This window comes from Nonomuraea thailandensis (genome assembly GCF_024172165.1).
Lineage (GTDB): Bacteria > Actinomycetota > Actinomycetes > Streptosporangiales > Streptosporangiaceae > Nonomuraea > Nonomuraea thailandensis.
Genome location: NZ_JAMZEB010000002.1, coordinates 1,245,541 through 1,267,913, shown reverse-complemented (window position 1 = coordinate 1,267,913; position 22,373 = coordinate 1,245,541). Strand labels below are relative to the sequence as shown.

Genomic DNA, 22,373 nt, shown 5'->3' with positions numbered 1-22,373 from the left:
CATCAGTGGCGGACAACACCCTCGACTACCTGGTGATCGGCGCCGGACCCGCGGGGCTCCAGCTCGGCCACTTCCTGCACCGGGCGGGCCGCACGTACCTGATCCTCGAGGCCGGGTCGGGTCCGGGCGGGTTCTTCCGCACCTTCCCGCGCCACCGCACGCTCATCTCGATCAACAAGAAGCACACCGGCTGGGACGACCCGGAGCTCAACCTCCGGATGGACTGGAACTCGCTGCTCTCTGACGACCCCGGCCTGCTGTTCACCCGCTACAGCGACCGCTACTTCCCGCACGCCGACGACATGGTCCGCTACCTGTGCGACTTCGCCGAGGCGTGCGGGCTGCGGATCGACTACGACGCGCGCGTGGTCAAGGTGGAGCGGCCGGGCGACTTCCGCGTGAGCGTGGCGGACGGCCGCACCTACCGGGCGCGGCGGCTGGTCGTCGCGGCCGGCGTCACCCTGCCGAACGTCCCGCCCATCCCGGGCGTCGAGACCGCCGACCTGTACGGCACCGCCTCCACCGACCCGGCCGACTACCTCGGGCAGCGGGTGCTCGTCATCGGCAAGGGCAACTCGGCGTTCGAGACGGCCGACAACCTGATCGAGACGGCGGCGGTCATCCACGTGGCGGGCCCGCACTCCGTACGCATGGCCTGGCGCACCCACTACGTCGGCCACCTGCGCGCGGTCAACAACAACCTGCTCGACACCTACCAGCTCAAGTCGCAGAACGCCCTGCTCGACGGCGACATCAGGCGCATCGAGCGGCAGCCGGACGGAACCTACCTGGTCACGGTGGCCTTCGCCCGGGTCAACGAGGTCACCAAGGACATCCCGTACGACCGGGTGATCCTGTGCACCGGCTTCCGCTTCGACTCCTCGATCTTCGCCGACGGCTGCCGGCCCGGCCTGGCGATCGGCGGCAGGTTCCCGGCGCTCACGCCCGCGTACGAGTCGGTCGACGTCCCCGGCCTGTACTTCGCCGGCACCATCACCCAGTCGCGCGACTTCAAGCGCGGCACCAGCGGCTTCATCCACGGCTTCAGGTACGGCGTGCGCGCCCTGCACCGGATCATGGAGTCCCGCCACCACGGCGTGCCCTGGCCGGCCAGGGAGCTGCCCGCCGACCCGGCGGCGCTCGCGGCGGCCGTCATCGACCGGGTCAACCGCACCTCGGCGCTGTGGCAGCAGTTCGGCCTGCTGGCCGACGTGATCGTGCTGAACGGCGACGGCACCGCCCGCTACCTGGAGGAGCTGCCGCACGACCTTCAGGGCCCGCCGATCGGCGAGCGCGGCCACTTCGCGATCACCCTGGAGTACGGCCCGGACCACGACCGGGCCGACCCCTTCGACATCGAGGTGGGCCGCATCAGCCAGAGCGACCCGGCCCGCGCCCACGAGGGCCACTACCTGCACCCCGTCGTGCGGCACCACGTGCCGGGCCGGCCCGTCGCCGCCCACCACATCACGGAGAACCTGGAGAACGAGTGGGACTCCCCCGAGGTCCACGTCGAGCCGCTCCGGGCGTTCTTCGCCGGGCGGACCGCCTCCGTGCCCGCGTGAGAGGGAGCCCGGCATGCTGATCGTCTGCCTCGCCGTGCTGGCCGTGCTGGCGAGCCTGCCGTGGTGGCTGCCGGCCAGGGTCGTGGCGCTGCGGGTGCGCGTGTTCGAGCGGATCAACGGGGACGAGGGCATCCCGGTGCCCGGCGACCTCGTCGGCGTCGAGCACTTCGACGCGGTGTACGCGCACCCGGCCGCCGCCGGCCGCAGCCGGGGCGCGGCCCTGTCGGACCTGTTCTGGTACTGGCTCTCGCCCGGCCCGGAGATGCACCAGGAGCACCTGGAGGCGGGCGCCGCCTACGACGCGGTGGCCCGGGTCACGCGCCGCCTGCTCGCCGTGCGCCGCGCCGAGGCCGAGGAGCTCGCCCGCCGCTGCGCGGGCCGGGCGCTGCGGGACGTGCGCGGCCTGGTGCGGCTGCGGGACCTCATGATGCCGCTGTGGGCGGAGTTCTCCTACGAGCTGGTCTTCGCCGAGCCCTGCCCGCGCGAGGCCCGCGACCTCATCACCGCGAACGCGAGCGACGTCTCCTCCGCGCTGAAGTGCACGAGCCTGCGGCACCTGAGCCGCCGCAGGCGCCTGACCGCCTACCTGCTGCGCAACCTGCACCGCGTGCGCGTGCCGCTCCCCGAGGGCCTGACGGCCCGGGAGAAGGCGTACCACCTGCACGGCGCCTTCTTCACCACCGCCGTCGTGCAGATGTCGGAGGCCATGGCCCACCTGCTGCTCGTCCTGGCCCGGCACCCCGGCGTGCAGGAGCGGGCGCGCTCGGGCGACGACCGCTACCTCGACCAGGTGATCGCCGAGACGATGCGGCTCTACCCGCTCTTCGGCATCGCCCACCGCATCACCACCGGCGACATCGCGCTCGACGGGCGCACCACGATCCCCGCCGGCTCGGTGCTCTGCTTCAACTACCCCGCCTACCACCGCGCCGGCCTCGCCGACCCGGACCGCTTCGACCCGGACCGGTTCGCGGGGCCGGGTGCGAAGGACCTCAACCACATCCCGTTCGGCGTCGCGGCCAACCGGCCGTGCCCCGCCCGGCGGCTGGCGCCGATCGTGATGCGCGCGGTGGCGCGCGAGGTCCTGGACCGCTACGTCCTCGACTCCTCCGTCTCCCACACCAGGTCACTGCCCCATCGCGGGCCCTGCCTGCTCACCCCTCGCGACGTGCCTCACCGGCCCGGCCCCGCCCTGGCGTACCTGCGGGTGCGGGACCGCTGGGAGGACGTCTGGCGCAGCCTCGCGCAGCTCGTCCTCGGCACCGTCATGGTCTGGGACGCGCGCAGGCTGCGGCTGTGCGAGCGCCATTTCGAAGGCTCTGAAGCGGAGAAACCGTATGCCCATCCTGGCTCCCGTCGCAGCCCACGTCACGGCTCCTGACGCCAACCTCGCGCTGGTGCTCAAGGTCCTGCCCGCCCTCGTCGTGCTCCTCGTCGCCGCGGCCGTCTGCGGGCGGCTGGCCCAGATGGTGATGCAACCGCGCGTGCTCGGCGAGATGGTCGCCGGCGTGCTGCTCGGGCCGACCCTGTTCGGCTGGCTGTTCCCCGAGGCGCAGGCGGCGCTGTTCCCGCCCGAGGTGCGGCCCGTTCTCTACGTGCTGAGCACCATCGGCCTGACGCTCTACATGTTCCTCGTCGGGGCCGGCATCGACCACACGGCGCAGACACCCGGCGAGCTCCGCAAGGCGGGCGTGCTGGCCGCGTCGGGGATCGTCCCGTCGCTGCTGCTCGGCGCCGGCGCGGGGCTCCTGCTGTACGACCTGCTCTCCCGCCCCGACGTGCCGCCCTTCCAGTTCGCCCTGTTCGTAGGGGGCGCGCTGTCGCTGACCGCCTTCCCCATGCTGGCCAGGATCCTGTACGAACGGAACCTGCAGAACACGCCCATCGGCCGGCTCACCCTGCTGGCCGCCTCCATCGACGACGCGCTGGCCTGGTGCGTCCTGGCCCTCCTGTCGGCCATGCACCTCGGCGGCGGCCCCGGCGGCGCGCTGCCCACGATCGCGCTGACCGCTGTGTTCGCCGTGGTCATGCTCAAGGTCGTGGCGCCCCTGCTGCGCCCGCTCGGCAGGACCGTCGCGCGCACCGGCCGGTTCGGCCCCACCGCCATGTACGTCGTCATCCTCGTCCCCCTCGCCGCCGGCTGGGTGACGGACTGGATCGGCGTGTACTCCGTCTTCGGCGGCTTCTTCGCCGGCCTGGCCATGCCCCGCGACCCCGCGTTCCGCGAGGCGTTGCACGGCCGCATGATGGAGATCGTCTCGACCCTGCTGCTGCCCACGTTCTTCACCTTCTCCGGGCTGAACACGCAGCTCGGCGGCATCACGGGCGGGGCCATGCTGGCGGCGTTCGGGCTGATCCTGCTGGCGGGGTTCGCCGGGAAGTACTTCGGGTGCTCGCTGGCGATGCGGGGCATCGGGTTCGGCGTGCGGGAGTCGTACGCGGTGGGCGCGCTCATGAACGCCCGCGGCCTGATGATCCTCATCTTCATCAACATCGGCCTGGCCCAGGGCATGATCACGCAGGAGCTGTTCGCCATGCTGGTGCTCGTGGCCGTGCTCACCACCGCCGGCGCGCTGCCCCTGTACAAGCTGGCCCTGCCCGACCGGCTGGAGGCCGGCGCCAGGTCCGACGAGGCGAGCGCGCGGGCGCCGGTCGAAGTCCGGTCCAATTCGTCCTAGCCGAGTGGGCCAATGGCCGAGTGGACCTGGTAAATCCACGACAGTGGTGTAACCGTGGTCTGGTGGCTGGGACATCAGGCACGGCCGGTCCTGTCTCGCGCCGGCTGCTGCTCGTCGAGGACGACCGCGAACTGGGGAACATGCTGGTCGGCCTGTTCACCGAACAGGGTTACACCGTCGATCACGCCCTGGAGGGCCAGCGCGGGCTGCACCTCGGGCTGTCCCGCGCGTACGACGTGCTCATCGTCGACCGCGGCCTGCCCGCCCTCGACGGGATCGACCTGGTGCGGCGGCTGCGCCGGCAGGCGGTCACCGTGCCGGTGCTGGTGCTCACCGCGTTCGGCTCGGTCGCCGACCGGGTGACCGGGCTGGACGCGGGCGCCGAGGACTACCTGGTCAAGCCGTTCGAGATCGACGAGCTGCTGGCCAGGGTGCGCGCCCTGCACCGCCGCAACCTCGACCTGGCCGCCCTGCTGCCGCTGGGCGCGGGCTGGCTGGACACCGAGGCCAACCTGGTCCGCCTGCCGACCGGGGAGCAGGTGACGCTGTCGGGCCAGGAGTGCCGGCTGCTCAGCGCGCTGGCCGCCCGCCCCCGGCAGGTGCACACCCGCAGGTCGCTGCGCCAGCGGGTCTTCGACGGGGCCAACAAGGAGTCGATCGTGGACACGTACGTGTACTACCTGCGCACCAAGCTCGGGTCGGGCGTCGTGTGCACCGTGCGGGGCGTGGGTTACCGTCTGGGCGAGCTGTGAGCCTCACCCCGCCCGGCCGGTGGCGGCTCACCGGCGGTCCCCGGCTGCCCGACCCGGACCGGCGGCTGCTCGTCCGCGCCCGGCGGCGCATCACCGTCCAGGTGGCGGGCGCGATCTCCGTGGTGCTCGCGCTCGTCGGCGTGCTGGTGTGGTGCGCCATGGGCCACGGCCAGGGCACGGCGGCCGAGCGCGACCTGGCCGCCGCCGCGCAGCGCTCGCCCGTCGCCCACCCGCCGCCCTGCGTATGGCTGTACGAGCTGCGCTCCGACGGCACCGTGCGCCCCTCCCCCGGCGCGCCGGCGACGCTGCCCGTACGGCCGGCGCTCGCGCGCGTGGCCGCCGGAGGCGAGCCGGAGACGGCGCACGTCACCGTGGCCGGGCGGGACTACCTGATCCACACCCGCGAGCGCGCCGGCACGACCGTGCAGGCCGCCATGGACCTGCGCCACCAGGCCGCCGAGCAGCAGCGGCTGCTGCGTACGCTCATCGGGGCGGAGATCGCCGGGCTGCTGGCCGCGCTGCTGGTCGGCCAGGTCGTCTCCCGCCGCGCGATCGCGCCGCTGGGCGAGGCGCTCGCCCGGCAGCGCCGCTTCGCCGCCGACGTCAGCCACGAGCTGCGCACGCCGCTGACCCGCCTGCACACCCGCGCCCAGCTCCTGTCGCGGCGGCTGCGCGGCGGCACCGACCCGATCCTGCTCCTGGACGAGGTGGACCAGCTCACGACCGGCACCGGGCAGCTCGGCGAGGTGGTCGAGGACCTGCTCAGGTCCGCGCAGTTCAAGCAGCTCTCCAGGCCCTTCGGCCCGGTGGACCTGGCCGTGCTGGCCGCCGAGCTGGCCGTGGCCGAGAGCGCCAGGGCCGCGGCGCGGAGGATCAGCATCGAGGTGCGCTGCGAGGGGCCGGGCGACCCCGTCGTGCGCGGGGTGGAGTCCGCCCTGCGGCGGGTGATCTCGGCCCTGCTGGACAACGCGCTCGGCCACACCGGCCCCGGCGGGCACATCCAGGTGACGCTGGCCGGCGAGCCCGGCACGGTGTCCCTGACCGTCAGGGACGACGGCGCCGGGCTGGACCCCGAGGACGCCGAGCGGCTGTTCACCCGGTTCGAGGGGACGGGGTTCGGGCTGGGGCTGGCGCTCGTGCGCGAGGTGGTGGACGGTCACCACGGCACGATCACCGCCGACGGCCGCCCGGGCGGCGGCGCCGTGTTCACCGTACGGCTGCCCGCCCATCCCGCCGAGCCGATCGCCGAGCCGCCGCGCCGCCCGGCCCGGCAGAGGTATCAGCCGCCGCTCCCGGGGTAGCCAGGATCGAATGCGAATCGAGGACTGGTTCCTCACCGAGGAGGAGCGCGGCAACCCCGCCACCAAGCTGCGCGCGTGGTCGCACGGGAACGACGTGCGGCCGCTCGTCCACGGCGCCGCCTACTTCGCCGAGCTGAGAGCGTGCCTGGAGCAGCTCGGCAAGGACGACCTGCTGCTGTTCGCCGACTGGCGGGGCGACCCCGACGAGCGGCTGACCCCCGACGGGCCCAGCGTGGGCGCGGCGATGGCGGCCGCCGCCGAACGCGGCGCTCTCGTCCGCGGCCTCATCTGGCGCTCCCACCTCGACCTGCTGCGTTTCAGCTCGGCCGAGAACCGCCACCTGGGCCAGGAGATCGAGGACACCGGCGGCCAGGCGCTGCTCGACACGCGTACCTCGGTGGGCGGCTCGCACCACCAGAAGTTCGTCATCCTGCGCCACGACCGCGGCCCGGAGCGGGACGTGGCCTTCGTCGGCGGCATCGACCTGTGCCACAGCCGCCGCGACGACGCCTCCCACGAGGGCGACCCGCAGCGCGCCCCGATGCCCGACGTGTACGGGCCGCGCCCGCCCTGGCACGACGTGCAGGCCGCCATCCGCGGGCCCGCCGTGGCGGAGGTGGAGCAGGTGTTCTGCGAGCGCTGGGAGGACCCCGCGCCGGAGACCCGCGACCCGCTGCGCCGCCTGCGCGACCACCTCGGCCGCCTCGACGACGCCCCGCCCCTGCCCCGCCCGGGGCCGCCCCCGCCGCCCGCGGGCCGCCACTGCGTTCAACTGCTGCGCACGTACCCGGCCCGCCGCCGCGGTTACCCGTTCGCGCCCGACGGCGAGCGCAGCATCGCCCACGCCTACCGCAAGGTGCTCGCCCGCGCGCGCTCGCTCATCTACCTGGAGGACCAGTACCTGTGGTCCACGGACGTCATCGAGCCGTTCGCCCGCGCCCTGGAGCGCGAGCCGGGCCTGCGCATGATCGTCATCGTGCCGCGCCACCCCGACCAGGACGGCTGGCTGGCCGGCCCCGCCAGCCTCATCGGCCGCGCCGACGCCCTGCGCCGGCTGCGGCGCGCGGGCGGCGACCGGGTCGCCATCTACGACCTGGAGAACCATCGCGGGACGCCGGTGTACGTGCACGCGAAGGTGTGCGTGGTGGACGACGTGTGGGCCGCGATCGGCTCCGACAACGTCAACCTGCGGTCGTGGACGTACGACTCGGAGCTGAGCTGCGCGGTGCTCGACGAGCAGGAGGACCCGCGCCCGCCGGCCGGCGCCCTGCGCTTCGCCAGGGAGCTGCGCCTGACCCTGATGGCCGAGCACCTGGACCTGCCCGAGGAGCGGGCCGGCGAGCTGTGCGACCCGGTGGCCGCCTTCGACGCGTTCGCCCGCTCGGCGGCGGCCCTGGAGGCCTGGCACGGGTCGGGCGGGACGGGGCCCCGCCCGCCCGGCCGGCTGCGGCCGCATCCCGAGCCTCATCTGTCGCGCGCGCAGAAGCTCATGGCGCTGCCGCTGTACCGGTTCGCGGTGGACCCGGACGGCCGGCCACCCGCCCTGCGCCGCTCACGCGACTTCTAGGCCGCTCCGCTACACGAGGCGACCGGACCAGGACGCCGAAGCGGCCTTGTAGACCGCGGCCGTCTGGGCATCGAAGTACGGCGAGACGCCGGTGTCGTAGCGGTCGTCGGCATCGGTGTCGGAGACGCTCATCGTGACGCCGTTGAGGTAGCCCATCTTCTTGCTCGCGTCGTAGCGCAGCAGCCACGCGGAGCCGAGCGCGCCCTCACCGGTGAACGGTGACTCGACACCCACGAGATGCTCGGCGGACAGCTCGGGAGCCGCCACCCAGGACGCCGCCCCGGTGGACTGATGGAGGTGCTCTCCCGTGTAGGGCAGCGTCCCGTCGGGGTGCGGGCCCGCCGGATAGCCGAAGACCTTGATCGAGGAGTCCGGCGGCTGGTTCCAGGCGAACCCCTGCCCGCCGGCGTTGTCGCCGAGCCGTCCCGTGTCGCTCAGCACGCCGGCGGAGTCGGCCACGACGCCGTTGTAGACGGTCATGAAGGCGTAGTCGCGCTCGAGGTCGTCGTAGAGGGAGAGCTCGTAGTGGACGAAGGCCTGCTTGGCGACGTACAGGCCCTTGGGCGCCGTGCCGTCGGCGTAGCCGGGCACGAACACCACCCGGCTCTGCGTGGGAGCGGCGTCCTCGATGTCGAGCACGCAGTGCCCGGCCGTGGCGACGACGTTGCGGTACTGGCTCTGCAGGGCGGTGCCCGTGCACCAGTGCGGCTGCCCGTCGCCGCCGACGAAGAACACCTTGCCCGCGGTCATGGGGTCCTCCCCGCTGGGCGGGACCAGTGGCGCGGTGTTGCCGGGCTTGCTGTCCGGGACGGGCGTGGTGGCCGCGGCGGTCACGGACACCGAGGTCTGCACGGAGTACGGTGCGGCGTTCCTGAGATTGGCGCCCCCGTCGGCGAGCCAGAACGTGGCGGTCTGCTGGGCGTCGGCCGCGGTGCCGTGCAGCGGGACCGAGGCGATGACGTCGGCCTGGGCGGGTGTGGCGATGGCGGTGGCGCCCACCAGCCCGAGGCCGATGCCTAACGCGATCAGTTTGCGCTTCATGGTGGGATCTCCCGTTCTCTCGGCGGACGAACGATCAAGATCATATGCAGGGGCTGGCCGCGAAGGCCACCCATTATCGCTCACAAGTTCGAATCAAGGCGTCGAGGCGTACTCGTAGGCGCCGGCCTCGATGCCGCCGTCCGCGCCGATCGCGACGCCGTTCAGATCGATCTGGCCGTACTTCACCTTGCCCAGGCCGATCGCCTTGCTGCCGGCGAGGAGCCGCAGCGGGTTGCCCGGGTCGAACCGCGGGTCCTCGAAGACGTTGCCGGTGCCGTCGTCGCCCGCCTGGTACTGGTCGCCGTCCAGCACGTTGTAGGAGTTGGCCGCCGCGGTCACGCCGGGCGCGTAGACGCTCTTCTTCTTGGCGTAGACGGCGTTCTGCGTCATCGTCAGGTGCTCGTCGGTGCAGCTGGCGTCGCAGACCACGCCCTCGGCGTCCGGGTTGCGCAGGTGGATCGAGTTGTTGCGGAAGACCGTGCGCAGCACGGGGCCGTTCGGCTCGACGGGCGAGCCCGCCTCCTCCTTGAACGGGCCGCGGGTGACCATCCCGCCCCTGGTCCGATCGCCGTAGACGGCGTTGTACTCGAACACGTTGTCCGCGGTGCCGTCCGGGTCCTGCGACTCGCCGTCGGCCGAGGTGAGCGTGCCGAGCTCGGTGAAGGTGTCGTTGTCGACCGAGATGTTGTGGTGCACCCAGTTGCGCGAGCCCTTGAAGATCTCGACGGCCGCGCCGTCGAAGACGTAGTCGAAGCTCGGGGCGATCGAGCCCCTGATGTCGTTCCAGGAGATCTCGGAGTCGTCGCCGTGGACCAGCATGGCGAAGGCGCCCGAGTCGTCGTTCGCGTACGCCTCGCCCATCTCCGAGGCGTCCGTGTTCACGCTCATGACGTTGTTGTTGACGAACTCGTTGTTGTTGATCGAGGTGTAGTCGGCGTCCTCGTCGATGAAGACGCCCGCCGACGCGCCGGTGATGTAGTTCTGGTTGAGGAAGTTGTGGTCGCCCTCGATCGAGAACCCCGACCACTCGCACCGGCCCGCGCCCTCCACGCCGACCTGCAGGTTGTAGACCTCGATGTGGTCACCGGAGAGCAGCACGCAGGACACCGCGTCGGTCCCCTTGATCACGGGCTTGGCGCCCGTGCCGTAGGCGTCGACGACGATCGGCGCCCCCTGCTCGCCGTCCTCGGCGATCACCAGTTGCTCCGCCCACGTGCCGCCCCTGCGCAGCAGCAGTTCGGAGCCGGGGGTCAGGGTCGCCGCGCCGGCCCTGACCAGCGTCCGCCAGGCGGTCGCCGCCGACCTGCCCTCGTTCGCGTCGTTGCCGCTGATGTGGTCGACGTAGTAGGTGGGGGGTTCGGCGGCCGCGGCCGCCGGGGCGGTCATCAGGCCCGCGGCCATGAGCGTGAGGGCGGATAAGCCCGCGCACTTCGATTTCCAGCTCGGCACTGGGACTTCAGCCTCCTGTTGCGAGATCGGCACGTGCGGGAACACCACTGGTCACGGCCGCTCCACCGGGCGACGGCCTCGATCGCGGCCGCGGCCGTCGCCAGGACCGGCCGGTGCCTGCCGTCCGTCCGACGGCGGGCACCGGCCGGGGCGGCGTCAGGTCACGAGCCGCCGTTGATGAGCGACATGGCCAGGTCGGGGCTGAACGAGCCCGCCGGGACGTCCGCGCCGATCCCGCACGGCCCGTCGGAGTCGCCCGGCACCTTCACCCAGAACAGGTACTCCGCCCCGGACGTCTGGCGGACCGGCGAGGCGCCGAGCCTGCGCTCCGGCGGGTTGCACCAGTTGTCCTCCGGCGTGCCGTCCACGTACGGGCCGTTGCCGTTCCGGCTGGTGTCGATCACGTACGTCTTCGCGCCGACCGTCGTGCGCAGGAGGCCGTCGACCGCGACCGCGTACGCCTGGCTGTCGGCGGTGGTGATGTAGTTGGAGACGTTCACCGAGAAGCCGCGCGCGTTGGCGATGCCCGACTTCACCAGCAACGGCGCCATCTGCGCGGCCGGGATCCAGGTGGCGTTGCCCGCGTCGAGGTAGACCCACGCGTTCGGCGCCTCGGCCCGCAGCACCTGCGTGGCGTCCAGCAACATCCGGTACTGGTCCTCGGGGTCCTTGCCGATCCGCGTCACGCACCCCGCGGCGGCGACCCCGTCCGGCTCCAGCACGACGACGGCGTGGCGGCTGCCGATCGCCTTGGCGAACTCGGTGATCCAGGCGTGGTACCCGGCCGCGTCGCCGGCGCCGCCGCCCGAGTGCCCCGCGCACGCGTCCCGGTTGGGGATGTTGTACGCCACCAGCATCGGCAGCCGGTCCTGTGCCTGCGCGGCGCCCACGTAGGTGTCCACGGCCTTGGTCAGGTCGGTGAACCAGCCGCCGAACCACTCGAAGATCGGCTTGTTGCCGATGTTGTCCCTGATGGGGGTGGCGGCCGGGTCATTCACGTGCTCGGCGGCCCACCGGGCGGGGTTCGACAGCGGGTTCACGTACAGGCCGGTGGGCCGGGTCGTCTGCGTCTCCATCAGCGAGACGTTGTCGAAGCGCACGACCGGCTTCGCCCCCGACCCGCCGAGCTGGAACGTCACCTCGGCCGCCGTCGCGGACGCCTGGGCGGCCGTGAACGGGATGCTGTAGCGCTTGCTCGACGAGGTCAGCCGCACGTCGGTGGCCAGCGACTGGTTGCTGCTCGGGGTGGCGGTGTACTGCACCGTGGCCTTGGCGGTGAAGGCGACGGTGGAGTGGGCGTCGAAGGAGAGGGTGTAGCTCTTGCCCGGGTTCAGGGCGGCGGTGGCGGGCGCGGCGACCATCGCGTCCCAGGGGTTGGCCACGACGTTCTTGACCTCGACCCGCATGCGGTCGTCCTCGACCGCGATCGTGCTCTGCCCGAGGGCGGCCCAGGGGGCGGTCGAGCCGGTGAAGGTGCCGTTCGCGACGAGCTGCGCTGCGGCGGAGGCTGGATGTGGCACCAGGAGGGTGGCGGTGGTCAGGACGGCGGCCAAGGCCGCGGCTCTCGATGCGAGGGATCGCACGTGATCACCTTTCGGTGGGCTACGGCGGAGATCATTACTGACTCCCTCTGACAAGGTCAAGAAACGCCGTGCAACCGCCGCCGGGCGTCCGGGCGACGCCGTCGCCATCGGTGATCGCCCGGCGGCGGGGCGAAGTCGATCTGGCCAGGAACGCCCGGCATGCCGCAGACTGGCAGCACGTCGGATCTTGACCGCCGATCGATCGGGGTGAGACGCACGATGTCGGAGCAGGAGACGAGCGAGCACAACACGGCAGAGCCGCGGGCCCGCGAGCGGGACGGCGTCCGGCCGCGGACCCTCGACGGGGACGACGTGCGGCCGCGGACTCCCGACAGGGACGACGTGCAGCGCCGGACGTGGGCGACCGGTGACTACAGGTCCGTCGGGGCGCGCTTCCTGCTGGCCGCCGAGCTGCTGTGCGAGGCCGCCCGGTTACGGGCCGGCGAGGAGCACCTGGACGTCGCCACCGGCACCGGCAACACGGCCCTGGCCGCCGCCCGCCGCTCCGCCCGCGTCACCGCCATCGACCTGGTGCCCGACCTGCTGGCCCACGCCACGCGCCGCGCCGAGGCGGAAGGGCTGACGATCGACTTCCGCCAGGGCGACGCGGAGGCCCTCCCGGTGCCGGACGCCTCGTACGACCTGGTCACCTCGACGTTCGGGGTGATGTTCGCCCGCGACCAGGAGCGGGCGGCGGCCGAGCTGCTGCGCGTCACCAAACCGGGCGGCCGGATCGCGCTGGCCTGCTGGACACCGTCCGGCTACATGGGCCGCATGCTCGCCCTCAACACCAAGTATGTCTCCCCCGCGCCCGGCACCCGCCCGGAGAGCCGCTGGGGCACGACGGACGGCCTGCGCGAGCTGTTCGGCCCCGGCGCGGCCGTCGAGGCGGGGACGCGGGAGCTGTGGTGGCGCTTCTCCAGCCCCGAGGAGCACGTACGTGCCTGGTGCGCGACGTACGGCCCCACGGTGATGACCCTCGAATCCCTGGACGCCTCCGGCCGCGAATCCCTCGTCGCGGACCTGACGGAGCTCGTCCACGAGCTGAACACCGGCGGCGAGACGCTGCTCATGCCGCTGGAGTACCTCGAGATCGTCATCCGGCCCGAGCCAGGGGCGGCCGGTGGGCGAGTCACCGAACGATGATCGACGGGGTCTTCTTCCGGGTGCGGACCAACATCACCTGGCGTGACCTGCCGCTGTGATCCACCGGCTCACCAGCTGTGCGACCATGAGCCTTCCCGCCGCTCGACGGCGGCGGCGACCAGCCCGTAGGGGTCAGGATGGATCCCGCGGGAGAAGTCCATGAGTTCGACTCTGTGCGGACGCAACCGGATCAGCACGAAGTCGTTCCCGGCCGGGCCGTCCGGAAAGAACGCCTCCAATCCGTCCTGCCACCGGACAACCCGTTCCGTCTTGTCATCGACCAGTTCGGCGTCCGCCTGCAAGCACAGGTAGGCGAAGGCGGCCCTGTCTTCGACCGCGTATGACACCATCCGATGACGTGAGATCTCGGTGGCCTTACGAGACGCCGGGCTCGTCCCGATCCACACGGTCCCGTCGGCGTCAACACCGACATGCTGAACGAGCCGAGTATGCGGCCGCCCATCGTTCACCGTGGTCAGGAACCCATACGGGTTGGCGCGCAACAGCTCCAACGCCACATCGAACAACTCACCGGACACCGGTCACCCACCCGCTCTGAAGATCACCACACTTCCGACCATACTTCACGGCACCGACCCGCTGGACGAGGGCGAACCAAGGAGCGGGACTTCGAGATCGAGCAGGTGCCGCCCCTTCCTGCCGAGCAGGTCGCCAGCGTGTTGCCGCGATCGACCGCGGCTGTTCAGCGCGGCCGCCGGCAGGCCGCCGACGAGATGGACGTCTTCGAATCCGCCTGGGCCTCGGACCGCTTCCACCCCGCCCACGGCGCCGGCCCCGCCACGTCGCGCCTCGAAGGCTGGATTTCGGGCGCGCCCGCGAGGTGCTGCACGCGCACTGCGCCGACGCGGGGCGGGACCCGTCCGGCATCCTGATCTCCTGTCAGGTGCGCCACGACGGCGACCCGGCCGCCACGGCAGCCGCCGCGTACGCGTTCGCCGAGGCCGGAGCAGACCTCGCGATCGTCCACCTGCGACCGCCCTACCACCCGTCGGTGCCGGAACCGCTGGCGTCAGCCCTGCGGGAGAGCTGACGCCACGACGCCATCCTGATCGGCCGGTCGGGCGGCCGGCCACTGCCCACGCAGGTCAGCGCACGAATCCGTTGACCACGAGCGGCAGCGACGCGTCCAGCCCGGCCACGTTCAGCACACCGTCGTCCTTCGGGTCACCGATCGAGTACCCGGCGGCCGTCATCGCGGCGACGACCACCCGGGCCTCCGGGTTGACGGCGCGCCGGTAGGCGTTCAGCGCCTGCGTCGGGTGGGACCGGCCCGCCCAGGTCTCGTTGTCGGTGAAGACCACGATGCCGTCCACCTCCATCCCCCGCTCACGCGCCCACGTGAACGGCAGCGACAGGTCGGTGCCGCCGCCGGACGGCTTCCAGGAGGCGATCTCGCGCAGGTTGGTGCGCGGCGTCACCCTCGACGCGTGCACCAGCGTGTCGACGTCGATCACGTGCGCGTTCCCGCGCTCGATGCGGGCCAGCATGACCGCCATGGCGTTGCCGACCTCGTACGGCGACCCGATCGGCGAACCGCCCACCCGCACTCCGCCGCCCCAGCTCATCGACCCGGACGAGTCCACCGCGACCAGCAGCCTCTTGCCGGACGGCTCGACGGCGCCGAAGGCGAGCTCGTACGTCTCCTCCAGCGCGTCCAGCACGGCCGGCACCGGGTGCCACGTCTGCCGGTCGGCACGCGGGTTCGGCTGCGCCACGCCCGACCTGTAGACGCGCAGGGCGAGCCAGGCGTCCATCGGGTGGATCCGGGCGCGCAGGATCGCCTCCCGATCCGTCAGCCGCCGCACCGCCCGCGCCGTCGCCTCGGCCATCGGCTGGAGCGTGCCCAGCCGGGTCATGCGGGCCAGGTTCCGGATCAGCGCCGTCATGCCGACCGTCTCGATCAGCGCCTCCCACACGCCGGGGTCGCGCAGCACCGCGTCAGGCAGGAACTCCCACGGCACCCTCGCCGTGGTCACCACCTCGATGGCCTGGGCAGGGCTGGTCACGGCCTTGGCGGTGAGGAACCGGTCCACGGCGGGCAGAACCTCGCGGGCCTGCTCGTCGGTGACGTTCCCGGCGATCCACCCGAACAGCGCCTTGCGCTGCTCGCCGTCGGCGACCGGGTGCGCGATGCGCAGCGCGTCGCGCAGGTCGAACGCCTCGCCCTGGGGCGTCTTGCGCTGGCGCGCCTTGCACGCCTTGAACGCGATGTCGTCCGCGCTGCCGTTCAGGAACCAGGAGCCGAGCGCGGTCCGCAGCGAACGGCCCGCCGTGGGCGCGATACCGCGAGCGGTCGGCTTGCCGCCCAGGTTCTTGTAGTAGCCGAAGAACTGGGCCAGGTGGTCGGTCGTGCGCGCCACCTTGGCGAGCGCCGCCTTCGCGGCCTGGCGGGTGCCGGCGTCGCCCTCCGCGTAGCAGGCGGCGAGCGCGAACAGCGCCGGGCGCTGCTTCGGCGCCCGCGGCGGCCGAGCCGTCGAGATGTCCGTCAGCATGCGCACCACGCGCGGCCCGTCCTCGGCGATCGCCTGGGACAGCATGCGGGCGTTCTCGGCGGTCAGCTTGTCCTCGCCCACGTAGTAGGTGCCGCCCGTGGTGCCCAGGATGAGGAAGTCCTCCAGCCGGGTCCACACGTCCTTGGCGAACACGTAGCCGCCGGCCGCGTTCTTCACCTGGTCGGTACGGCCAGGGATCGGCTGGGACTGCGGGGTCGCGATCGCCGAGACCGCGGCGAGAGGGTCACGAGCCATGATGGTGCTCCTTCCAGTCGACCCGCCCGAGGGCGGATATGACGAAGGGGAGCGGATGTGGTGATGTCCACCGGCGTTTATGACAGACGCTCTACCTGACTGAGCTACCACCCGGCACTGCTGGTCGGGTGAGCAGGACTCGAACCTGCGACAACCTGTTCCCGATAACCGACGACCTTCGACCCGCTCCCCTTGCTCGTCAGCCCTGCCGGAGGCGCGGATGTGGGAGACCGACCGGCGTTAGACGTGCTAGGCCGCTACACCACACCGCCCGGAGGCGGCGCCGGGATTCGAACCCGGGTCTCCGCTTTGAGAGAGCGATAACCGATCAGATTCGACCCGCACCGCCGACAGGGCTGACGAGCGATCAGGTCTGGAACTGGCACGGATATGGGTGACCCACCGGCCGTTTACGGTGCTCTGCCATTGAGCTACACGAACCGAAGCCCGTGACGAGATTCGAACTCGCAGCCACCGGCTTAATAGGCGATAACCGACGAGATTCGACCCGTGCCAGCACCAGACCTGACCAGCTCACGCGGCCTGAAGAGGCGCGGATGTGTTAAGCGGGCACCGGACGGTTCTTTGTCGCAGAAAGATAACCGACGCCCATTCGACCCGCGCCTACCCGGGTCTTGTGAACTGCCTCCTACCGTAGCGATTGGCGTGACGCGTCACAGCCCATTTTCGGGCGACATGGGAGAAGTGATCCAATGCGCCCGAGTTAAGGGATCACGCGGCCTTCCGGGAGCGGTAGGTGCGCATCGCGGCGGCATGCTTGCAGGACCGCGAGCAGTAGATCGCGTCACCTCGCGGACGGCTCCGGCCTCGGCCGTCGTCCTGCCAGACGAACTCGCGCCCACACCCGGCAAGGGCACACACTCGCGCGTCCGGGACCTCTCCCCTGCCGTGGCAGGTGGGGCACTGGGCGGTCATACCCGCCTCCCTCTGGCTGCGATGACCTCCGCTGCGAGGCCGTGGTACTCGTCCACGGTCAGCACGACCGGGCCGCCGCGGCTGGCGCCGCAGGATCGGTTGCGGCACTCGATCCGGTCTTCTCCTTCCAGCCGGGAGAGGGTGGCGAGGTGGCGTTGGGGGCAGCGCAGTTGCATGGACACGCGGCGGGGTTTCGTCTTCGCCGCGGACGTCACCTCCGCATGCCACGACAGGACACCGGTGCCGAAGCCGACCGCGTAGCCAGGGTGGGCGAGGATGCCGTCCAGGTGGGCGCACAACGCCGATGCGACCTCCGTCAGCGCCGGCGCCGACTCTCCCAGGTAGGCGGGCATCGGCCAGCCGCGGGCTTCCCAGTAGGCCGATCCAGGTCGACGAGAGCAGCGCGTATGGCGGAAGAGTCGTTGAGGCACCAGTACGGGCTGCCGGGCGTCCACCTGACGGCAGGCTCTGCTGGGCGGGCGGCTTCCGGACCTCGCTCCGCGGGGTCGGCGGCAGCCCATGCGGCGATCTCGGCTTGCCAGACGGCGAGTGCTCGCCCGTGCTCCTCGGTTCGGCGTCGAGGCGCAGCATTGCAACGGCCTGGGCAGATGTGGTCAAACATTTCGGCCTCCCCGAATGTACGCTCACGGGAGACCACTGATGGTGACGGTGGCGGGCGAGGGATTTCCGTAGTGGGTCGGGGGCGGCTCTCCGTGGGGCGGAGAGCCGCTTTCGCGTTCTTCATCTCATCGACGACCGGGATCACCAGCCGGAAACTTCGACCACCTTGGTCGCGCTGCAGCTTCGACTGTCTGCGGTGTTGTCGTAGTAGGCCTTGTAAGTCCACTGCGTCTCGACCCCGGGGACGTTGCTGAAGGTGAAGGTGCCATCGGCGTTCGTGGTGACGTCCGGCAGCGGCTCGAAGTTGCTCTCACCCCACGGGCGGCGGCTTACCGTGACCGTCTGGACGCCAGGGTTGGTGCCGTCCGGCCGGGTGAGCCGGCCAGTGAAGGTGGTCTTCTTGAACCGCCCTGACGTGTCCGGCCCTGTCAACGTCATCTTGCACGGCGGAAGTGAGGCACCGTGCATCCGCCAGAGATGAAAGGTGCCGTCTATGGTGTTCTCGATGACGGCGAACAGGTCAGATCCGGAGAAGACGAGGTCGTAAATCGCGACGAGAGATTGGTCGAACGTCTCGACCGCGGCCCCCGTGTTCAAGTCGAACAGCACGAGCGGTGCGTCTTCTACATCGTCGGTTCCTCGGGTGACGGCAACCTGCTTCCCGTCTGGGCTGATCGTGGGCGACCCGTAGCCTAGAGTGCCCTCTTCCTTGCCATAGGAGCGGGACTTGGTGAGGGTGGTCAGGTCCCAGGCGTCGAAGTCGTTCACAGCTCCCGGTGTGGTGATCGCTGTCGCGCCATCCGACGTGAGTGCGATCTGGCCCCAGCCGTTCGACAACCCGTGATCGTAGGCGTCTATCGCGCCACGCAGCGCGGGAACGCCGTCTTGGAGGTCGTACACCCGCAGGTCCCAGAAGTCCGCCACGACGAGCGTGCTCCCTGCGGCAGCGATCCGTGGCGCTTGAGCGAGGTTGCCTGCCGGGACGACGGAAGGCTGCGGGGCAGGGACGGACAGGTCGAGGCCAAGAGCGCCGCCGGAACTATTCCAAGGGCAGCCGTGGGAGACCCAAAGCCGGTGCCCGCTCATCGCGAGCCGGCTCGGGCACTGGTACGCGCCCAGGCCGATCCGCCGGAGGATGGCGAGGTCGTCAGTGTTGATCTCGATCACTTCGTGCGATCCTCTAAGGGCCGCGTAGAGCCGGGTTCCGTCCGGGTTGGTGACGAGATCCCTCACTTCGGCCAAGCCGGTGATGTTCCCAGTGACGACGCCTTGGGTGTCCGCGACGACGATCCGGTCATCCAGGGCGACGAATACCTTGCCGGCCGCGGCAGCGATGTCGCTGGTGACTGCGACATGGCCGAGGGGGGTGAGTGAGTCGGCGGCCATAGCCGCGGGAGCTTGCGAGACGGCGAGACCGGCGACCAGAGTGACGGTTCCGCACAAGATGGCGAGGCGGCGGGTAAGGCGCGTGAACCCTTGCCTGGGCGGGGCGGTGCTGGGTAACCGTCGCGTAAAGAGCACAAGGGCCTCCTGGATCAGCGAGGGGAACACCCGTTCGACATTAGCCGGACGGGCGCCCATGATCCAGAGGCGTCTCAGGACGTCATGCCAAGTCCCCTACAGACCAGCGCATGACTCGTCGATGGCGTCATAGCCGTTGCGGGATCGAGGCAATCTCCCGTTCGTGGCAGGAGGCCGCCTTCGCATTCAAGGTCAAATATGCCACGTTCGTGCAGGTGGGCATCTCTCCTGTCAGCTTCTCGCCTGCCTGTTGCGGAATTTCGTCCACGCCCACACGCAGCCCCAGATGGCAAGCGCCCCTAACGTCAAAGCTACGGCCGCCGTACGAGCCCCGATCGCCCACAGCAGGACAAAGCCGGCGGCCATCTGTGCAATGCGTGCTCCTGCCGCGAGACGGCCAGCCAAGAGTCTCCATGGCCCCTTGCTGACGGGCGAGACCGGTGCGGCGGGGAGAGGCTCCCACAGGAGACTGCAGTCCGGGCAGCGCCACTGCTCCGCTTGAGCGGTTGCGGGGCGGGCACACTGGTGCGTCGTACTCAAGGTGTCGTTTCCTCCGGAGCCTCAGGCCACTTGGCGATGATCTCGATGCCGATCACTCTTCCCTCAGGGTCGTAGTCGAGGTTCACCAGGGCGTCCACCGGGACCGTTCTCGCCGCTCCGCCGGCCGGGACGGGGCCGCGGAGGTAAACGTAGGCGGCTCCGGCCTCAGGGTCGTACGTCCACTCCCCTGAGTGGCGTTCCAACGTCATGCTGCTCCTCTACGGCAAAGCTTGCACGGCTTCCACTTCTTGGCGGCTTCTTCCAGATCCTTCGGCACGATCGGGTTCAGGTTGTAGTCCTGCACCTCACCGCCTTCCTGGCCTGACGTAAGCCCGATGCAGTCCGGGGCGGAGTGGTACTTGTCGCCCTGAGCCGTCACGTACACGGTAATCATGGCTTCCTCCAGGAGATTGGCCTGTCCATCGCAGTGTCCTCCACAGCGGGCCGTTGAGCCGTACAGGCTTGCGTGGGGTGGTGCCCAACCGCTTCCGGCAGTCTGGCCCCATCCCGTAAGCGAGGGACACGGGGTCGAGGAGCTTGTGACGGCAGCAGCGGCAACGCCCAGTTGTGGGCGCCTGCCCCACAACTGACTCGTCGTCGAGGCCAACGATCAGGGCTGGTTCATCTGCCATGCCTGCACCCATCGGACAACGAGCCGCCAGCTCAGCAGCCAGGGACTCCCGGCTTGACCGCCCAGCAACGCCACGACCTGAACGCAGAAATCCTGGACCATACCCTCGGACGGCGGCTCTCCCAGCGCGTCGGACAGGATGGCTGCGGACGCGCCAAGACCGCCGGCGCCTACATAGCCCCCACATGAAGGTGCCATTGCCGTGAATGTACTGGGGGACGGAAGCGGGATCGAGCTCGCGCAAGGCCGGGTACTGCGGCGTTGTCTGCATCTCCCGCCATTGGCGTGTTTCCGGGAGAACGTCAATGACGCGATAACGCCCGTCGACCATGGTTCGGCCCCTGTAGGTCCGCTTGGAGCGTGTGCGCGGGCCATCGATGCCCTCGGCTTGGTAGCGGCGGTACCAGATGTAGTCGGCCTTGGTCTGAGAAACGCGGCGATTTCTGGCGCTCGCGCTGGCGAGACCCCAACCGGCAAGATCGACAGCATGTCGGGCTTCCTCACGAAGAAGGCCGCCGACAAGTACTGGCAGGACAAGGAAGCCGAGGTGAGGGCGAATCGCTACGTCAACCCGCGAGCAGGACAGATCTTGTTCGCGGAGTGGGCGAACCTCTGGTACGGCGATCTCGACCTCGAGCCGTCCACGATGGCGAACTACCGATACCACCTCGAGTGCCACGCGATCCCGCACTTTCAGGGACGGGCCATGGCGACGATCGCCCGTGAAGAGGTCGCGCGTGGGAGAGAGGTCTGGTCCAGACTCAGGGCTTGTCGCCGCGGACCGCGAAAGACGCTCGGGTTACCCTGTCGACCTGTCTCGGTTCGGCGGTGCCACACCGGATCCAGCACAACCCAGCGGCCAAGGAGAAGGCGCGCGGGCGGCGCGGGTTGCGGCGGGTGGAGAAGGCTCAGGCCAAGCAGCGGTCCAAGGATGTACCCACGCCCTTCGAGGTGCTGGTGTATGCGGAGCGCAGGGCGATTCTCAGCGGCCAGGACGACGACTTCGTGCGGGAGCTGCTGTACGCGTTCGCGGGCGTCCGGTGGAGCGAGGCCCTGGCGCTCGGCCCGGACTTTCTGAACGACGAAGGGGCGCTCGACGTCCGCGAGAAGCTGTTCGAGCTCGACGGACGGTTCTATCGCGGCATCCCCAAGGACGGCTCCCTCCGATCGGTGGACCTGCCTCCGCTGCTGCTTGACCTGCTCGCCGGGATGAAGGCCCGCCGCTGCACATGCAAGCCGAGAAGGCGAGAGCCGGGCGACCCGGCATGGTGCACGGGCGGCGACTACCTGATGCTCGGCCCGGGAGGCGGGCATCTGCGGCGCTCGAACGCGGCACGCCGCCATGTCCGCCCTGCTGCCGATGGCTGGTGGCCGGGTTGGGCGGGAAGGATCCACGTCCGGCCATGCCGGGTGCTGGTGGACTCGTCGCACGGATGGGCGGGTGTCCCTGTGAATCCGTGGCCCGCCGCGGAGAAGGGGCACCGTTCGAGCCTCTGCGGATCGTGGAGCGAGGCCGGTCACACAAGGTCCTGCCTGTGGACACGCCCGTGGCGGTGTGGCTGCCGATCCGGCAAGGGCTGACGACGCACTGGTTGCGGCATGCTCAGCAGACGTGGATGGCCGAGGACCGGATCCCGGACATCATGCGGGACGAGCGTATGGGGCATCTCGTTCAGGACGTGGCGACTCAGCAGCAGCGGCTGGAGTCGGCGCTGATTCAGCGGGCCGACCTCGAGCGTTGCTGGGCGAAGGCTGGTTTGCCGCGGCGGTCGCCGGTGGGACTGCTTGATCGACTGCTGGAGCCGCATCGAAAGGAGTCGGTGGCGTCGTTGCGGGCGCCGTTGACGCCGCGCCTAGGTGGACGGCGGCGGTCGTCTCGTGTGCGTCTAGGGTCCCCGGTTCGGCGCGCGGAAGATTCTTTTGATTCAGCGTCAGGGTGACTGCACTTTCTTGATCACTCCCATTCTGCTCCCAGAATCGGACATCGCAGACATGCGAAAGGGCCGGCTCTTTGATGAGAACCGGCCCTTGACGTGCGGTGGGCGATACTGGGATCGAACCAGTGACCTCTTCGGTGTGAACGAAGCGCTCTCCCGCTGAGCTAATCGCCCGCCCTCGCCGGCTCCCTTGCGGTGCCGACGTGGAAAACCATACCGCACTCCGGAACCTACGGCGAACCGATTGCCCTCCCCGACGATCTTGTGCGGCCCGGGCCCGGCCGGGCCACGGTGGCGGGTCAGAGGGATTCGGGTGAAACGCGGCGGTTGCCCATCG

19 protein-coding genes, 2 tRNA genes and 2 pseudogenes are annotated in these 22,373 nt (G+C 70.6%); 11 read left to right on the top strand and 12 right to left on the bottom strand.

Translation table 11 applies throughout. The features are described 5' to 3' along the window. The first annotated feature begins 5 nt into the window (after positions 1-5). From HD597_RS09970 to HD597_RS09945, 6 genes are all read left to right on the top strand, one after another. Positions 6-1,565, top strand: a complete 1,560-nt coding sequence (locus tag HD597_RS09970) for an NAD(P)-binding domain-containing protein (protein WP_253741692.1) — start codon at positions 6-8, stop codon at positions 1,563-1,565. 13 nt (positions 1,566-1,578) lie between these two features. After that, positions 1,579-2,946 (top strand): cytochrome P450, encoded by a 1,368-nt coding sequence (locus HD597_RS09965; protein WP_253741691.1) that lies wholly within the window; start codon positions 1,579-1,581, stop codon positions 2,944-2,946. Then, positions 2,903-4,243, top strand: a complete 1,341-nt coding sequence (locus HD597_RS09960; protein ID WP_253741690.1) for a cation:proton antiporter — start codon at positions 2,903-2,905, stop codon at positions 4,241-4,243. Before HD597_RS09965 ends, HD597_RS09960 begins: the two co-directional genes overlap by 44 nt. 62 nt (positions 4,244-4,305) lie before the next feature. Further along, positions 4,306-4,995 (top strand): response regulator transcription factor, encoded by a 690-nt coding sequence (locus HD597_RS09955; protein WP_253741689.1) that lies wholly within the window; start codon positions 4,306-4,308, stop codon positions 4,993-4,995. Beyond that, on the top strand, positions 4,992-6,296 hold the full coding sequence (locus HD597_RS09950; RefSeq protein ID WP_253741688.1) for a sensor histidine kinase: 1,305 nt from the start codon (positions 4,992-4,994) through the stop codon (positions 6,294-6,296). Before HD597_RS09955 ends, HD597_RS09950 begins: the two co-directional genes overlap by 4 nt. 10 nt (positions 6,297-6,306) lie before the next feature. Next, positions 6,307-7,863, top strand: coding sequence for a phospholipase D family protein (locus tag HD597_RS09945; protein WP_253741687.1), 1,557 nt, complete (start codon positions 6,307-6,309; stop codon positions 7,861-7,863). Positions 7,864-7,872: 9 nt separating this feature from the next. On the opposite strand, the gene HD597_RS09940 is transcribed toward HD597_RS09945, so the two are convergent. The 3 genes from HD597_RS09940 to HD597_RS09930 all read right to left on the bottom strand — a co-directional run bounded on the left by HD597_RS09940 (position 7,873) and on the right by HD597_RS09930 (position 11,936). Continuing rightward, on the bottom strand, positions 7,873-8,904 hold the full coding sequence (locus HD597_RS09940) for a trypsin-like serine peptidase (protein WP_253741686.1): 1,032 nt from the start codon (positions 8,902-8,904) through the stop codon (positions 7,873-7,875). Positions 8,905-8,997: 93 nt separating this feature from the next. Next, positions 8,998-10,305 carry a hypothetical protein gene (locus tag HD597_RS09935; RefSeq protein WP_253741685.1) on the bottom strand — a complete coding sequence of 436 codons (1,308 nt, stop codon included), beginning with the start codon at positions 10,303-10,305 and terminating at the stop codon, positions 8,998-9,000. A 209-nt stretch (positions 10,306-10,514) separates the two neighbouring features. Continuing rightward, the gene (locus HD597_RS09930; RefSeq protein WP_253741684.1) at positions 10,515-11,936 is read right to left on the bottom strand and encodes a glycoside hydrolase family 6 protein; all 1,422 of its coding nucleotides are present in this window, start codon (positions 11,934-11,936) and stop codon (positions 10,515-10,517) included. Between the two features lie 219 nt (positions 11,937-12,155). Between HD597_RS09930 and HD597_RS09925 the strand changes: the two genes are divergently transcribed. Further along, the gene (locus HD597_RS09925; protein ID WP_253741683.1) at positions 12,156-13,082 is read left to right on the top strand and encodes a class I SAM-dependent methyltransferase; all 927 of its coding nucleotides are present in this window, start codon (positions 12,156-12,158) and stop codon (positions 13,080-13,082) included. After that, positions 13,037-13,135 (top strand): annotated as a pseudogene (locus HD597_RS66705) (IS5/IS1182 family transposase); the annotation flags it as partial. The gene HD597_RS09925 and the pseudogene HD597_RS66705, both read left to right, overlap by 46 nt. Before the next feature lie 15 nt (positions 13,136-13,150). On the opposite strand, the gene HD597_RS09920 reads toward HD597_RS66705, so the two are convergent. Continuing rightward, a complete protein-coding gene (locus HD597_RS09920) occupies positions 13,151-13,621 on the bottom strand; it encodes a pyridoxamine 5'-phosphate oxidase family protein (RefSeq protein ID WP_253741682.1) in 471 nt (156 codons plus the stop codon). 302 nt (positions 13,622-13,923) lie between these two features. Here HD597_RS09920 and HD597_RS09915 point away from each other — a divergent pair, with 302 nt between their 5' ends. Further along, on the top strand, positions 13,924-14,133 hold the full coding sequence (locus HD597_RS09915; RefSeq protein ID WP_253741681.1) for a hypothetical protein: 210 nt from the start codon (positions 13,924-13,926) through the stop codon (positions 14,131-14,133). Between the two features lie 55 nt (positions 14,134-14,188). Here the strand turns inward: HD597_RS09915 and HD597_RS09910 are convergent, their stop codons facing one another. From HD597_RS09910 to HD597_RS66700, 7 genes are all read right to left on the bottom strand, one after another. Next, positions 14,189-15,850, bottom strand: a complete 1,662-nt coding sequence (locus HD597_RS09910) for a TROVE domain-containing protein (protein ID WP_253741680.1) — start codon at positions 15,848-15,850, stop codon at positions 14,189-14,191. Positions 15,851-16,125: 275 nt separating this feature from the next. Further along, a tRNA-OTHER gene (locus tag HD597_RS09905) sits at positions 16,126-16,199 on the bottom strand. 583 nt (positions 16,200-16,782) lie between these two features. Further along, complete coding sequence (locus tag HD597_RS09900; protein WP_253741679.1) at positions 16,783-17,139, bottom strand: hypothetical protein; 357 nt, start codon at positions 17,137-17,139, stop codon at positions 16,783-16,785. 409 nt (positions 17,140-17,548) lie between these two features. Then, positions 17,549-18,958, bottom strand: a complete 1,410-nt coding sequence (locus HD597_RS09895) for a WD40 repeat domain-containing protein (RefSeq protein WP_253741678.1) — start codon at positions 18,956-18,958, stop codon at positions 17,549-17,551. A 506-nt stretch (positions 18,959-19,464) separates the two neighbouring features. Further along, positions 19,465-19,677, bottom strand: a complete 213-nt coding sequence (locus tag HD597_RS09890) for a DUF2283 domain-containing protein (RefSeq protein WP_253741677.1) — start codon at positions 19,675-19,677, stop codon at positions 19,465-19,467. Next, positions 19,674-19,862 carry a hypothetical protein gene (locus HD597_RS09885; protein WP_253741676.1) on the bottom strand — a complete coding sequence of 63 codons (189 nt, stop codon included), beginning with the start codon at positions 19,860-19,862 and terminating at the stop codon, positions 19,674-19,676. The genes HD597_RS09890 and HD597_RS09885 overlap by 4 nt, the downstream gene beginning before the upstream one ends. Continuing rightward, positions 19,774-20,100, bottom strand: coding sequence for a DUF6011 domain-containing protein (locus HD597_RS66700; RefSeq protein WP_372513363.1), 327 nt, complete (start codon positions 20,098-20,100; stop codon positions 19,774-19,776). The genes HD597_RS09885 and HD597_RS66700 overlap by 89 nt, the downstream gene beginning before the upstream one ends. 486 nt (positions 20,101-20,586) lie before the next feature. Here HD597_RS66700 and HD597_RS66695 point away from each other — a divergent pair. Continuing rightward, positions 20,587-20,817: pseudogene (locus HD597_RS66695) on the top strand (tyrosine-type recombinase/integrase); the annotation flags it as partial. 50 nt (positions 20,818-20,867) lie between these two features. Next, entirely contained in the window at positions 20,868-21,680 is an 813-nt protein-coding gene (locus tag HD597_RS09880; RefSeq protein ID WP_253741675.1) for a hypothetical protein, read from the top strand. Positions 21,681-22,138: 458 nt separating this feature from the next. Here the strand turns inward: HD597_RS09880 and HD597_RS09875 are convergent. Then, positions 22,139-22,210: transfer RNA gene (locus HD597_RS09875), tRNA-Val, on the bottom strand. Positions 22,211-22,373 lie beyond the last annotated feature (163 nt).